The sequence below is a fragment of the Streptomyces sp. NPDC006879 genome (assembly GCF_042869595.1).
In the GTDB taxonomy this organism is placed as follows: domain Bacteria; phylum Actinomycetota; class Actinomycetes; order Streptomycetales; family Streptomycetaceae; genus Streptomyces.
Genome location: NZ_JBIAGC010000041.1, coordinates 1 through 13,534 on the forward strand (window position 1 = coordinate 1; position 13,534 = coordinate 13,534).

The following is a 13,534-nucleotide window of genomic DNA, read 5'->3' on the forward strand; positions in this document are numbered from 1 at the left end:
AACTACAGACCCTCCTCGCCACCTGGACCGGCGCCTGCCCCACCTGCCACCGCGACATACCAAGCACCACACCAACCTGACCAAGCACTACTAGGGCGTGTTGTGAGCGTCCCGACTGCCCCGCGGCGTCTGGCACGCACGCTCGCCGTGTTGTCGGAATCACCCAAGTACGGGGTGACCCTCCGCCTTGCGAGCGCCCGCACCAGAGGCCGCGGGGCCCGCCCTCCGGACGGACAGCGCTACCTTCGCAACACGCCCAAGGACCGACACGCGCGAGTGCGTCCGAGATGTCGGAGCGCTCACCGTGCAGGGCCGATGAGGGATTCTTCCGCGGCGACGCGCCGTTCCTCCGTGAGATCGATCGAGCGGCAGAGCAGGAGGTAGGTCAGTCCGGCCACGGGCAGGCCGACGAACACGGAGTAGTCGGTACCCCCCAGCGCCCGGGCTGCGAAGCCGGTGAAGGGGACGGTCACCATGAAGGGAACCATCACCGCCGCGCAGAAGAGGTAGGAGAGGTTGCCGCGCCAACCCCACCGTCCGTACATCCCCCTCGGATTGAACAGTTCCGTGATCGCGTAGGTGCCCCTGCGGACGAAGAAGTAGTCGACCAGGTTGATCGCCGTCCACGGAGTGAAGAGGTAGGTGAGGAAGATGAGGACGTTCCCGTAGAACGAGTTGAACCGGTCGACGCCCACGAACTGGGCGATCCCCCAGACCAGTACGAACATGATGCCGATGCAGACCGCGCGGATGCGGCGGGTCGGCCGCACGGGAAGGAAGCTGTCCCGGATCGAGATGATGGCCATCATCCCGCCGTACTGGTTGATCGCCATGACGGCGAGCAGGCCGACCAGGAGCGTGGCGACCACGACCCGCCCCAGGCCGTCCGCCAGTCCGTCCGCCAACTGCTCGAAGGCGGCCACGGGTGTGGCGTCCGGTGCGACGGATGAGGACACCGCACCGATGGCGAAGACCCAGATCGCTGACAGGGCGCTGGGGGCGTAGGTCCACCAAAAGGCCGACCGTGTCGTGGTCTGAGCCGGCAGGTAGCGGGAGTAGTCCGAGACGTAGGGCGCCCAGCCGAGCTGGAATCCCGTCACCATCACGAAGACGGTCATGAAGGCCGCCGTGTCGAACACGCCGAACTCGAAGAAGGCGGGGGGCAGTTCCTCCCCGGCTACCACGGACAGCGTCAACACGCACATGGTCGCGGCCATGGGCCAGGTCAACCATCGGCTCAGTCGATGGATCCACCGGTATCCGAACAGGGCGATGACCGCGGCCACAGAGGCGGAGAAGAGATAGCCGAGGCTGTCGTCGATACCGAACAGGATGTGCACGGCGTCGCCGGAGAGGATCGCGTCCGCGGCATTGAAGGCCAGGTAGTTGACCAGAGCGAACACCCATACGCTCAGAGCGGCTCCCAGGTATCCGAACTGGGCGCGCGACTGCACGAGTTGCGGGAGACCGAGATGCGGTCCCTGGGCCGAGTGGAACGCCATGAAGAACGTACCGAACAGCGAACCCAGTACCGTCGCGACGAGGGTCCACATCAGACTGGTGCCGATGCTCAGCGCGGCGACCCCGGTGGCCATCGCGGTGAGGTTGATGTTGCCTACGAACCACAGCGCCCCGAGGTGGCGCACCCTACCGTGACGCTCTGCCGTGGGGATCCAGTCGATGGATCGGATCTCGATGCCGCTCGGGTCGGCGGCGCTGTCCTGTGCGGCCGTGGTGAACGGCGCATGCGTCGGCGGGCTGGACATGGGCATGTGTTCCTCGTGGTGCGTGGCGGCGGTCTTTGGGCGTCGAAGCCCCGGCCGGCTGCCATCGACAGTCGGCGGGGGCTCCGACGGGGCGCAGCCGCGTGCTCCGGCGGCTTCCGCAGTGGGGAGTTCACCGATGCGACGCGTGCCGACGCCCATACCGCCCGAGCATCACAGGCCGGTTCGCGCGCGGCGTGAGCATCGCCTACTCATTTTGGTGCCGGTCCACGGTGTGGTGCCCCAGCCGCCGCCGCTTGCTGTCAGGAGGCCCGGGCGGGCTTGGCCGCAGTGAGGGTGACCGTCGCCATGCCCATCTCGACGAGACCGGGGCGCGCGAGCCGGTCGAGGACGGTCGGGGTGTCGTCGGGGAGCACTCCCGGCAGCCTTTCGATCTCCGGGGCGAGGTGAGCGAGGGTCAGGCGCCAGAAGCGGCCCATGGGGCTGTCATGGGTCACGGTGGGCACAGTGGTGCGCAGGGTGATGTCCGTCAGGCCCTTGGCCGTCGCGGTGCGGGGCAGGTCGAGGCCCCAGTGGGTGCAGTCGGTACCGAGACGCTCCGCCAGGACCCGCAGGGCGCCCAGCGAGACCCGACGGTAGGTTTCGTCCCGCGCGGCCTCCAGGGAGAACAGGGCAGGCTCCTCGATGATGAGTCGGCCGCCGGGGGCCAGCCAGCGGACGATCCGGCCGAAGGTCTCCTCGCGGGTGGGCAGGTGGTGGAGGAGGTAGCGGGCGTGGATGACGTCGAAGGAGCCGTCGGGGAAACCGTCGGCCGTGACGTCGTGGTGGAGAATCTCCAGCCGGTCCTCGCATATCGCGTCGAGGAAGCGGAGGTCGACTTCGGTGGCGGTCACGTGGGCGGTGGGAAACAGGTCGAGCATCCGGCGGGCAACGCTGCCGGTCCCGGCGGCGAGTTCCAGGCACCGGCGGACGGGACCGGATGCAGGGGCTGCCAGGGCATCGAGGGAGATCGGGTCGAGGACCTCGGCCAGGGCGGTCAGGCGGGCCCTCTCGTCCGCCCTGGTGTGGCTGAATATGTGGTCGCCGTAGCGTTCGGTGCGGGTGGTCAACGGGCTCTCCGGTTGCTCGGGGTGGTGACAGGGGTGAGGTCGGCGGGTGACAGGGTGGCGGGGTCACGGTGCCCCGTGAGGGCGAGTGCGCCGGTGAACTCGGCTTCGAGGCACCGCAGGACGTGTGTGACGCCTTCCTGCCCTCCGATGGCCAGGCCGTAGAGCCACGGCCTGCCGATCATGACGGCGCTCGCGCCCAGCGCGAGGGCGATGAGGACGTCGGTCCCGGTGCGGATGCCCGAGTCGAAGAGGACGGGGACCCGGCCGCCGACGGCCGCGACCACACCGGGCAGGCAGTCGAGAGCCGCTAGACCGCTGTCGAGCTGGCGTCCGCCGTGGTTGGAGACGATGAGCGCGTCGGCGCCCGCATCGGCCAGCAGGGTCGCCTCGTCCGGTCGGCAGACACCCTTGACGATGACGGGCAGGTCGGTCCAGGCGCGCAGGAGCGCGAGGTCCCCGGGGTGGAGGGCAGGGCGGGTGTAGAGGCGGTTCCAGGTGGCCGCCGCGGCCACCACCTCGGCGGGGTCGAGGGCGGCGCCGCGGGCGGGTCGGGGGCCCATGACGGCCAGTTCGCGGAAGCGGCGGTCCGACAGGTAGTTCCCCATGCCGTGGGCGCGTTGGAAGGGAAAGAACGCAGAGTCGAGTTCGCGGGTGCGCCAGCCGGCGACGTGGCAGTCGCCCTGGAGCACGATGGCGGAGTATCCGGCGTTCTCCGCGCGGTCGATGAGCGAGCGGGCGAGTTTCTCGTCGTCGGGCCAGGCGAACTGGAACCACCGGCGCCCCTCTGGGGCGGCCTCGGCGACGTCCTCCAGCGCAGTCGAGGTCGCCGAGGACAGCACCTGCACGACTCCGGTGTCGGCAGCGGCCCTTGCCGCGGCCCGCTCGGCCTCGGGGTGGGCCAGATCGGCCACCCCGGCGGGGGCGAGCAGCACCGGCATGGCCATGGGGGTGTCCAACACCGTGTACGAAGGGACGCCGGGCTTTCCGTCGCGGAGGATGCGGTAGTTCAGGCCCCAGCGCGCAAAGGCGTCCACGTTGGCGGCCACGGTGCGCTCTCGCCCCGCGCCCCCCGCGATGTAGTCGAAATGGGGGGCCGGTAGCTTCTCGCGTGCCGCGTCCTCCAGCCCTTGAACGGTGAAGGGGAACGGGCTTCCGCCTGCGGCGAAGACCTGGCTCTGATAGCCACCTGCGTAAGGCAATCGGGACTCCTTCTGTGCATGACCGTTCTTGGCCGGCGGTCGGGCGCGGGCCCGGTCGTGTGTTGCGGGACGCTGGCCCGCGGTGGGGGAGGCGCCCCGCAGTCCACGGGGCGTGGGATGTGGGTGCGCCGGGGTGCCCTGCCGACTCCGAGGGACTACCGACGGCTTCCTGCCCACGGTCGACGTGGCGGACGCCCTAAGGACTGTCCGGTGGTACCCGGCGGGCGTGCGACGACGGCTACGGCGCCTCGCCGTGTTGTCGGATCGCCCGAACACACCTGTTACGAAGTCCACCCTCCGCGTGGCGATGCACCGCAACTGACTCCGCACGCCGCCCCACCGGATAGGGCCGGGCAGCCCTTGGCCGGCCGCGGCGCCTTCACGTCGGCGGGCCGCGGGGCGAGAGTCCCTCGATCCCATCCGGTACTTCTGCCGAGGTGGGGCGCGGCCGTTGACGATCGGGCGCCGACCACCGCAGGACGACCGGAACGAGCCCGGCCGTCTGTCGGCGCCCTCTCGGCCACCGGGCGGGTCAGGGCTGGCGTCTCAGCCGGAGGGTGCGGCGGTCAGCCGGTGGCGGGAGGGTAGACGCTGTCGACGGTGTCCTGGTCGGTGGTGGTCTGCCACTCCATCACCTTGCTGCCGTCGGTGCGTTCCAGGACGTAGCGGTCGGCGCGGAACCAGATGCTCTGGGCCAGGCGCTTGCCGTTGGCCGGGTAGGCGCGCTCGACGGTGACCGTGGTGCTGCTGGAGTTCGTGGTCTCGGTGGCGACCTTGGTGCGCAGCTGGTAGCTGACGGTGGTGCTCAGGGAGGCGGAGAAGCCCTTGTACTCCATCGAGGTCGTGGCGGTGACGGAGATGCCGGTGGTGGTCTCGACCTCGCGGGCGTTGGTGGTGGACATGCCCACGGTGGTGCTCTGGGATTCCGTCTTGGCGATCTGGCCGCTGTGGTCGTAGTAGTAGACGACCTTGTAGAAGCCGTACCGCTTGAGGAGGTAGTAGGGGCTCTCCTGGGCCTTGCGGGCCTGCCCCAGGGCAGCGTCGGCGACCAGCGGGGAGGGCAGAATCGTGGTGCCGATCAGGACCTCGGGGGTCGCGTCGGGATTGGGCCGGGAGTACGCGGTCGGGGCCGGGACGGGGCTGGCGCCGTAGTTGGTGGGGCCGACCTCGGCCTTGATGATGCGGTCGTAGCTGGCCTCGCGCTCCAGCTCCCAGATCTGGGAGTCCCCGTCCGCGCCGGACACCCGGTAGTACTTGTTGACCTGGCCGTTGCCGCCGCTGCCGAAGCGGTCAGGGGTGAGGAACAGGCCGCCGTTCTTGTTGCTGAGCGTGTACCCGGTGCCCTCCGGCCGCAGGATCCAGATCTGACTGTTGCGGACGGTGGTGTTCGCGGTGTTCTGCGGGTTGTCCAGGTTCACCCGCACCGCGCCGCTGGAGTAGTTGTCCGCGGTCAGGATCGTCCCGCCGACCTTCTGCTCGATCAGGTACTCGCCATTGTCCAGGCTCAGCACGTTCCACGTCTGCGACAGCCGCCCCTGGCCGCTCGCGACCGACGGGTAGATCGTCGCGTAGCTGCTCGCGCTGAAGTCGGCGCTGGTCAGGTAGAGACCCGTGCGCTTGTTCTTCAGCCGGTACGAGTAGCCCACTTCCGGATTCACCGCAGGCATCGTCAGTCCCCCTCCATGTACGACATGACACCGAGAAACTACACATCGTGTGCGGCTGGCAACAGACGGCAGTTTCCGGCCGCAGGAGGAAATCGAGTCCTTGACGGAACACGGCGTCGTGCAAGTGCGGCTACCAGACGTGCTTGTTACTCCCTAAGGCACCGGGGGAACCCGTGACGTGGTCCTGTGCCGGCTCCGGGACCGCCACCATTGTCCCGGGATAGCCTCGTGACCGAAGAGGTCGCCGGATTGGCGCCGGCCGGCAGGCGCCATGCCGTCAGGCAACGTCACCGCCCGCGCCTCCGGCACCTCCGTCGCGCCACAGGCTGCCGGCCGATCCGTCTGTGCCCGTACGCCCGTTCAGCCCGTTGCCGCCGGCACCACCGTCCCCGCCCACCAGGGTGACGGTCGCGGACTTCCCCGAGTCGATCTTGATCGTGCCTTCGTTGGCGCTCTGGCCGTTTCCGCCGTTGGCGCCAGGTGCTCCGTCGAGGCCGAAGGCGCCGGTCACGGTCAGCCCGAACACGCCCGTGCCGGTGTAGGCCAGGGTCGCCGCACCGGAAACCGTGGGGGTTGCGCCATCGCCGGTGATGGCGACGGTAGTGTCACCGCCGGAAATGGACCAGTTCTGGTTCAGGCTTCCGGTGCAGGTGAAAACCGTCACCTGATCGGCGGTGCTCCGGGTGCAGTTCGACGGCGTGTCGTCGGCCCGTGCCGACGCGGCCGATGCCAGTGGCAGGATGCTGCTCAGTACGGCGATCGATGCCAGCATCGGCACGCGGGCACCGTTCCAGGATGTACGGAGCACGATCAGTTCCCTCTCCCAGGCCGGTCCGGTCCCTGGACTCCTGACCCCCACCACTGCCGCCCAGACACATCACCGTTCGAAAGCACCGGATGATCGGCCCAGAGCCCGTGCCGACCCGGCCCCGCCTCGACAAAGAACACCTACGCAGCATTGCGAAAGGTCGGCCGGACCGCCCTCGCCGCCGACGCGGCCCACGATCGGCCCGCCAGCACCCGTCGCCTCGCCGGCAATCGCGATCCGATCACACTGACCATCCCGGAAATCCGCCACCTACTCGCCCCCGTCTCCCACTCACAGGCCGTGGCCGCGACTGTGCCGAGAAGGCTGTGGGCGGCCCACGCGTCCGCTACGCCCTCGACGAGAACCCTGTGAGTTTCTGATCAATAGCGACTGCGGTCGTCGTTTCCGGGGAGAGCGACTGGCGGCCGTGGCACGGGGGCTGGACTTGGATGAGCCGTCTTGTCACTGGACGCTGCTGGAGACCGAGCAGGCGATCGTGGCGGGCTGTGGTCCAGTTGTGCGTCGTGATGCTACCGAAGTTCACTGCGCAGCAAGGCCGTTCATTGCGGCTGGGCGTTGCGCGGTAGATGCCCCGCGACGCGGCGGGCGAGCGGGGTCAGGCGAAACACCACCGGCAACTGCACGCTTGCGGCCGTGCTCGCCACTGCACGCGGCCCCCACCGGGTCTGACCCGAGGACGTTTGGCCCGACGTTCGGAGACCTTCGACCCCGGGCGTGGCCCCGCGTGGTCCACGAGATTGGAGGACGCCACCCAGTGGACCACCCATCCGTCCCCGAAGGGATCGCGATCATGGCAGTGCACGAGCATGCGCATCGCAGAACGGGCTTCCACCCGTCGGCCGCCTTCCGCAGGAGCAGGAGCGCCTCCTCGACCGCGGACTCGACCGCGTTGGGCGCGCACACCGCCGCCGCCCGCGCTCTGGCGTCCCTACGGATCCTGACCGGGTCCGTGTTCCTGTGGGCCTTCCTGGACAAGACGTTCGGCCTCGGCTACGCCACCACTTCCGGCAGGAGCTGGATCGACGGGGGGTCGCCGACGAAGGGCTTCCTCAGCTCCGTCGCCGCCGGGCCGATGGAGTCGACCTTCCACGCGTGGGCCGGGGCGGCCTGGGCGGACTGGCTCTTCATGCTGGGCCTGCTCGGCATAGGTTTGGCCGCCATGACGGGGGTGGCCCTACGGCTCGCCGCCGTGGCGGGCACGCTCATGATGGCCCTGATGTGGATCGCCGAGTGGCCGCCTGCGCGGCACCTGTCCGACGGTTCCGCGAGCATGTCCACGCACCCCTTCACGGACTATCACGTGATCTACGCCTTCGCGCTGATAGCCGTCGCAGCCGCGGGAGCAGGCACTACCTGGGGGCTGGGCCGGGTATGGGCGCGGCTGCCCGTCGTGAGGGACCACGACTGGCTGCGCTGACCTGCCCCAACGGCATGACAGGGCCCGCCCGGATCCGTCCTGCCACTCCCACCCGCGCCCGCGTCGGCCGGTGCGCACGAGTTTGCTCAGCGTCGACCAGCACGTGTGCGGCCCCTCCTGGCACCTGCCTGGGCGGGGCTGCCCGTGTGTCCCGCACCGCGCCTGCGTGCCGATCGCCGCCGCGCGCAGGTGTGAGGTGGCGGGCCGCCAGACGGGATGGGTGACCAGGCGTCTACGGGTCACCTCTCAGAGGCTGGCCGCGTGGTCGGGGACATAGGTCTGCAGATCACGCGGTGGGCGCTCGTAGCCGCGCGAGGGCGGGCGCTGCGGGAGCTCGATGACCGGCGGCGGCACGTCGCCGTAGGGCACGGAGTCCAGCAAATGGGAGATCATGTTCAGTCGAGCCCTTCGCTTGTCGTCGCTCTCGACGACGAGCCAAGGGGCCTCGGAGATGTCGGTGTGTACCAGCATCTCGTCCTTGGCCCGCGAGTACGCCTCCCAGTGGGTGATCGACTCCAGGTCCATCGGCGACAACTTCCAGCGCCGCAGTGGGTCCTGGAGACGCCGTCGAAAGCGCTCCTGCTGCTCGATGTCGCTCACCGAGAACCAGTACTTGCGCAGCAGGATCCCGTCCTCTACCAACATCCGTTCGAAGACCGGGCACTGTCGGAGGAACAGCCGGTGCTCCTCCCCGGTGCAGAAACCCATCACGCGCTCGACCCCGGCGCGGTTGTACCAGGAACGGTCGAAAAGCACGATCTCCCCGGCCGCCGGGAGGTGTTCGATGTACCGCTGGAAGTACCACTGGCTGCGTTCTCGTTCGGTGGGCTTCGGGAGCGCGGCGATCCGCGCCACGCGCGGGTTGAGGTGCTCGGCGATGCGCTTGATCGTCCCTCCCTTGCCGGCCGCGTCGCGCCCCTCGAACACGACGACCAGCCTGGCACCCTCGGCTCGCACCCACTCCTGAAGTTTGACCAGCTCAGTCTGTAGACGGCGCAGTTCCTTCTCGTACACCTCGCGACGCAGCGTCGCTGTCTTCTCCCCGGCCATACCCAGCCTCCACGAACTTGCCCGAGCCCGTCCCATCCGACCCGGAACGCGCCGGGCATCACAGTACTTCCACATGCCGAGGACGCCGACGTCGCTCGCGTGGCGAAGCGGTGGTTCACCGAGGCGAGGGGCGGTCCTGAGAGCCACCTTCTCGCGCCGCGGTGCGCTGCACCAGACGCCGCGCGCGGGACGTGCACCATGTCGAGGGGCGGGCCGGTCGGTCGCCTCCCAGCCCGGCGGTCGTCAGGGCACGCCGCGGATGCGGTTGACGAGGAGGCCGCCGACGAGGGTGACCACGGCCGCGGCGGTGTACAGGCCCGTATAGCCGCCGAGATGGACGATGACCTGCGAGGCGAGGGCAGGGGCGATGACCTGGGGTCCGGAGTTGGCGATGTTGATGCGGCCGAGGTCCTTGGCGTGGTTGGCGGCCTCGGGTAGGACCTGTGTCACCAGGGCCTGGTCGACTGCGAGGTAGATGCCGAAACCGGCGCCGAGGCGCCTGCGGCGGCGAGCGCGGCCGGCCAGGTGTGGAGCAGGGCCAGCAGCAGTGCGGCGGCGGCCATGACCGGTGAACAGAGCACGACGAAGCCCTTGCGGCGGCCGATTCGGTCGGACAGCGCGCCGACGGGGATGGCGGTGAGCGCGGCGCACAGGGTGTAGACCACCGTGAGGACCAGTACGCCGGTGCCGGGGTCGTCGTGGTGGACCGCGTCGGCGAGGAAGTAGAACAGGTAGAGGGTGCCGAGGGCGTTGCCGAGGTTGATCAGGAAGCGGGTGAGCCAGGCCCAGCCGAAGTCGGGGTACCGTCGCGGACTCACCCAGAACGATCCGACGAAGGAGCGGGCGTCGAGGGCCGGGCGCGGCGCCGGCGAGGGCGCCGCCGATGATCCACGGCCGGCGGCGCCCAACCTGCTTGTGGTCCGGTCGGACAACGCACCGGCGATCGGGTTGGCCACCACCGGCACGAGCGCACCGAGGCCGGTGACGACCGCGAGCGCGGTGGTCTTGCCATGCGGGTCGATGCGCTCCAGCTGGAGGGGAAGCAGAATCTGAAGGGGCGTCATGAAAGCCATCAAGGCGGCGAGTGTGGCCAGTGAGAGGGTCGACGTCCAGCCCGCCCCGACCGGGGTGTCGGGCGCGGCGTGGAGGGCGGCGTGATCCGGGGCGCCTGCTGCGGGGGTCGTCTCGGCCATGATGGATGCGTCGCTCAGGATCGCTGGTGGGCGATCAGGCTGCGGTACCACTCGAAGCTCGCCCGGGGGGTGCGCAGCTGAGTGGCGAAGTCCACTTCGACCAGTCCGAAGCGCTGGTGGTAGCCCTCTGCCCATTCGAAGTTGTCGAGCAGCGACCAGGTGAAGTAGCCGCGCACGTCCACCCCGCGGGCCACGGCGCGAGCCACCGCGTCGATGTGCCCGGCGAGGTACTCGATGCGCGCCTGGTCGTGCGACCCGATGGGCTGTGCGCAGCCGTTCTCGGTGATCCACACTGGCGGTAGGGCTTTGCCGTAGCGCGATTTGAGGCCGGTGAGTAGCTCGGTGAGCCCATCGGGAACGACGGGCCAGTCGCATGTGGTTCGTTGGTAGGGCTCCTGGGGCTCGGTAAGGTCGAAGGGGAGTCCGGCGGCGGGATCGGTCGGGGCGGTGACCCAGGTCGGGTTGTAGTAGTTGACGCCCAGTCCGTCCAAGGGTGCGCTGATGGTGTCCAGGTCTCCCTCCCGGACCACCCCTCCCCAGCTCGGATCGGTCATGTCGTAGTGCGACAGGTCGGGGTAACTTCCGAGCAGAATAGGGTCGTTGAAGAGTCGGTTGTGTAGGGCGTCGTACGCGGTGGCCGCTGCCGAATCCTCGTCCGAGCGGGCGTCGGAACGCAGGCGGACGGGAGTGCAGTTGTTGGCGATCAGGACCCGCGCGTCAGGGACAGCTGCCCGCAGCGCCGCGGTAGCCAGGCCATGGCCCAGGAGCTGGTGGTGCGCGACGGGCAGAGCGCCCAGCATCAGTGTGCGGCCGGGGGCGTGCACCCCGAGGCTGTAGCCGAGGGACATGTGCACGAAGGGCTCGTTGAGGGTGATCCACCGCTTGACCCGGTCCCCGAGCCGCTCGGCGGCCACGGCCGCGTATGCGGCGAACCGGTCGGCGGTCGCGCGGTTGAGCCATCCGCCCTCGTCCTCAAGGGCTTGCGGGAGGTCCCAGTGGAACAGCGTGGGTGTGGGCTCGATCCCGGCATCGAGCAGAGCGTCCACCAGGCGGTCGTAGAAGTCCAGTCCGCGCGGCTCGACCTTGCCCGCGCCGCTTGGCAGGATGCGCGGCCAGGAGATGGAGAAGCGGTACGCGTCGAGTCCGAGCCGGCGCATCAGGGAGACGTCCTCGTCGAACCGGTGGTAGTGGTCGCAGGCGACGTCGCCGGTGTGCCCGTCCCGTACGGTTCCGGGGCGCCGGGTGAAGCTGTCCCAGATCGACGTGCCCCTGCCGTCCTCATCGGCCGCTCCCTCGATCTGGTACGCGGCGGTCGAGGCACCCCATAAGAACTCGGAGGGGAGCCGGGGGAGTCGGGCGGCATCGACTGAGGTCGATCTCATAGGGCACCTGCCTTCGCTACGGATGCGGGTGTTGCCGATGTCCGGCGGTTGGGGGCGCTCCTCCCGAGCCTCTGCCGGTACTGGGTCTCGCGCTCCACCGGCGGCTGTGGAAAGGGGCGTGCGCGGTTCGGGCCAGCCGTGCGGAGTGGGCCGCACCGTAACATGAACATCTGTTCATGTTCTATGGGGCGGACCGGCTGGCGAAGCCGGTGGGAAACGTTCTCTCCGCGAGGCGAGATCACACCCCAAACCGCCGCAGCCAGAGACCTTATGGCGCCCCAACGGACACCCGGGGGCGAGGGGCCGAGGTGCGCCCTGCCACCTCCGGACGGTCGTGTGGAGCCTTCCCCGGGGCCACCCATGCCCCGAACGCCTCGGCTCAGCCTTGCTCGGGCGAGAGCCGTCCGCGCAGATCCTCCCAGTAGGCGTTCAGCATCCGTCTGAGCTCCTCCACGGTTGCCAGGTCGGGTTCACCGTCACCCTTGAACACCTCGTGCAGCACGGCGTTGGCCGCCCAGACCGCCATTCGGGTCGCCCGCCGAGCCCGCTCACCACCCGGCTCACCCGTCAGGTGCTCCACGATGCGCAACAGGCCTTCGGCGACGAGCGTGTTGCTCGCCTCGTCGGCCCGCGCAAGCTCCGCACTAAGGTGGCGACCGGCCCACAACGCCATGCCGCCCGGCTGAGACCGGAAGAGGTCGACGTAGACGTCGACCACGGTGTCGACCAGGTCGGTCAGTTCACCCGCGAGGGCCCGTCCGACGAGTTCGTCGACGGCGGTCTTGAAGGCTTCGAGGTACCGCTGGCCGAGTGCGTCCACGACCGCGCTCTTGTCGGGGTAGAACTGGTAGATGCTGCCGACCGGCGAGCCCGCCTCCTGGGCGACTCGCCGCATGGTCAGTGCCTCGTACCCCTCTAGGGACAGGATCCGGTCAGCCGCGGCGAGGATAGCTTCGACGCGGGCGCGGCTGCGTGCCTGCTGCGGATGCCTCTGCCGCCCTGACCGCGACTGTGGCGGTGGCTTCGCTGCATCCCCCATCAAGCGCCCCTGGTCGTCCGACTAAGGGGCTCTCCAGCCATCCCTGATGGAGCGGCACACGGCGGATGCCGTACATCGCGAAGCGGGAGAGGCGCCCTCTACACGGGGCGCATTCGGATGCTCAGGCAACACGGTGAGATGCCGTGGCCGGCGTCGCAGGTCCGCCGGGGATGGCGGAGCGCCCTGCGGCGAACCTAGCACGCTGTCGAGCGGTGTCGGCTGTCGCGTCGCCAGCTTGCGGGCTTGTTCCGCACCCCCGGGGGGAGACCTCCGACTCTGTGATTGGTCGACCCGCGCCAGTGGTGGCGCGAGGCCGAACGCCGAGCACCGTCAGCGGGGTGGTGTGACGCCTGTACGAGGTCATTCTTCGAGCGGGACCCGCAGGGTGCGCAGGGCGGTGGCGAGCATCTTGTACTGGCCGATGAGCAAAACGAGTTCGATCAGTTGCGGTTCGTCATGGAGCGCGCGGAGCTTGGCCCAGGTGTCGTCCCTGAGGTCGCCGGTCCGGTGGAGCTCATCCGTGGCGGCGATGATCAAACGATCAGGTGGGCTCAAGGGGGCACCCGGCTGGGAGCGGGAGATGGCCGCGATGGCCTGGAGGGAGATTCCGGTCTTCTGGGCGATCGGTGCGTGGTGTTCCCACTCGTAGGAGCAAGAGCTCAGGTGGGCCGTTCGCAGGATGGCCAGTTCGCGAGTTCGCGGCGGTAGGCGTCCGCAGAAGAGCAGGAGGCCTGCGAAGCCCACCCAGTGGCGAAACAGTTCCGGATGGCGTGCCAGGACGGTGAAGATGTTCAGTGGCTGGTCCTCCTGGCCGGGTAGAGGGTAGGGCAAGGTAGGAAGCAGGGCCGCCCATTCGTCACGGGGTAGCGGCTCGATCCGGGGCGGGCAGACGGGTTTCGGTGAGGTGTCCTCGGCTTGCATGCGT

12 protein-coding genes are annotated in these 13,534 nt (G+C 69.3%); 1 reads left to right on the top strand and 11 read right to left on the bottom strand.

Going from position 1 to position 13,534, the window contains the following annotated elements:
- Positions 1 to 299 precede the first annotated feature (299 nt).
- The 5 genes from ACFYMC_RS24025 to ACFYMC_RS24045 all read right to left on the bottom strand — a co-directional run bounded on the left by ACFYMC_RS24025 (position 300) and on the right by ACFYMC_RS24045 (position 6,507).
- Positions 300 to 1,766, bottom strand: a complete 1,467-nt coding sequence (locus ACFYMC_RS24025; RefSeq protein ID WP_388528719.1) for a purine-cytosine permease family protein — start codon at positions 1,764 to 1,766, stop codon at positions 300 to 302.
- A gap of 260 nt (positions 1,767 to 2,026) precedes the next feature.
- On the bottom strand, positions 2,027 to 2,833 hold the full coding sequence (locus tag ACFYMC_RS24030) for a class I SAM-dependent methyltransferase (RefSeq protein ID WP_388528720.1): 807 nt from the start codon (positions 2,831 to 2,833) through the stop codon (positions 2,027 to 2,029).
- Positions 2,830 to 4,032 (bottom strand): alpha-hydroxy-acid oxidizing protein, encoded by a 1,203-nt coding sequence (locus ACFYMC_RS24035; RefSeq protein WP_388528722.1) that lies wholly within the window; start codon positions 4,030 to 4,032, stop codon positions 2,830 to 2,832. Before ACFYMC_RS24035 ends, ACFYMC_RS24030 begins: the two co-directional genes overlap by 4 nt.
- A 566-nt stretch (positions 4,033 to 4,598) precedes the next feature.
- A complete protein-coding gene (locus tag ACFYMC_RS24040) occupies positions 4,599 to 5,690 on the bottom strand; it encodes a hypothetical protein (RefSeq protein WP_388528724.1) in 1,092 nt (363 codons plus the stop codon).
- Positions 5,691 to 5,976: 286 nt separating this feature from the next.
- Entirely contained in the window at positions 5,977 to 6,507 is a 531-nt protein-coding gene (locus ACFYMC_RS24045; protein WP_388528725.1) for a hypothetical protein, read from the bottom strand.
- Between the two features lie 811 nt (positions 6,508 to 7,318).
- Here ACFYMC_RS24045 and ACFYMC_RS24050 point away from each other — a divergent pair.
- Positions 7,319 to 7,945: a hypothetical protein gene (locus tag ACFYMC_RS24050; protein WP_388528727.1), complete on the top strand. Its 627-nt coding sequence runs from the start codon at positions 7,319 to 7,321 to the stop codon at positions 7,943 to 7,945.
- A gap of 246 nt (positions 7,946 to 8,191) precedes the next feature.
- Here ACFYMC_RS24050 and ppk2 read toward each other — a convergent pair whose 3' ends face one another.
- From ppk2 to ACFYMC_RS24080, 6 genes are all read right to left on the bottom strand, one after another.
- The gene (gene ppk2 / locus ACFYMC_RS24055; protein WP_388528729.1) at positions 8,192 to 8,995 is read right to left on the bottom strand and encodes a polyphosphate kinase 2; all 804 of its coding nucleotides are present in this window, start codon (positions 8,993 to 8,995) and stop codon (positions 8,192 to 8,194) included.
- Between the two features lie 243 nt (positions 8,996 to 9,238).
- Positions 9,239 to 9,445 carry a hypothetical protein gene (locus ACFYMC_RS24060; RefSeq protein ID WP_388528731.1) on the bottom strand — a complete coding sequence of 69 codons (207 nt, stop codon included), beginning with the start codon at positions 9,443 to 9,445 and terminating at the stop codon, positions 9,239 to 9,241.
- Positions 9,442 to 10,188, bottom strand: coding sequence for an MFS transporter (locus ACFYMC_RS24065; protein WP_388528732.1), 747 nt, complete (start codon positions 10,186 to 10,188; stop codon positions 9,442 to 9,444). Before ACFYMC_RS24065 ends, ACFYMC_RS24060 begins: the two co-directional genes overlap by 4 nt.
- A 14-nt stretch (positions 10,189 to 10,202) precedes the next feature.
- The gene (locus ACFYMC_RS24070; protein WP_388528734.1) at positions 10,203 to 11,570 is read right to left on the bottom strand and encodes a GH1 family beta-glucosidase; all 1,368 of its coding nucleotides are present in this window, start codon (positions 11,568 to 11,570) and stop codon (positions 10,203 to 10,205) included.
- A gap of 379 nt (positions 11,571 to 11,949) precedes the next feature.
- Positions 11,950 to 12,609, bottom strand: a complete 660-nt coding sequence (locus ACFYMC_RS24075; protein WP_388528736.1) for a TetR/AcrR family transcriptional regulator — start codon at positions 12,607 to 12,609, stop codon at positions 11,950 to 11,952.
- Positions 12,610 to 12,969: 360 nt separating this feature from the next.
- Complete coding sequence (locus ACFYMC_RS24080; protein ID WP_388528738.1) at positions 12,970 to 13,530, bottom strand: carboxymuconolactone decarboxylase family protein; 561 nt, start codon at positions 13,528 to 13,530, stop codon at positions 12,970 to 12,972.
- Positions 13,531 to 13,534 lie beyond the last annotated feature (4 nt).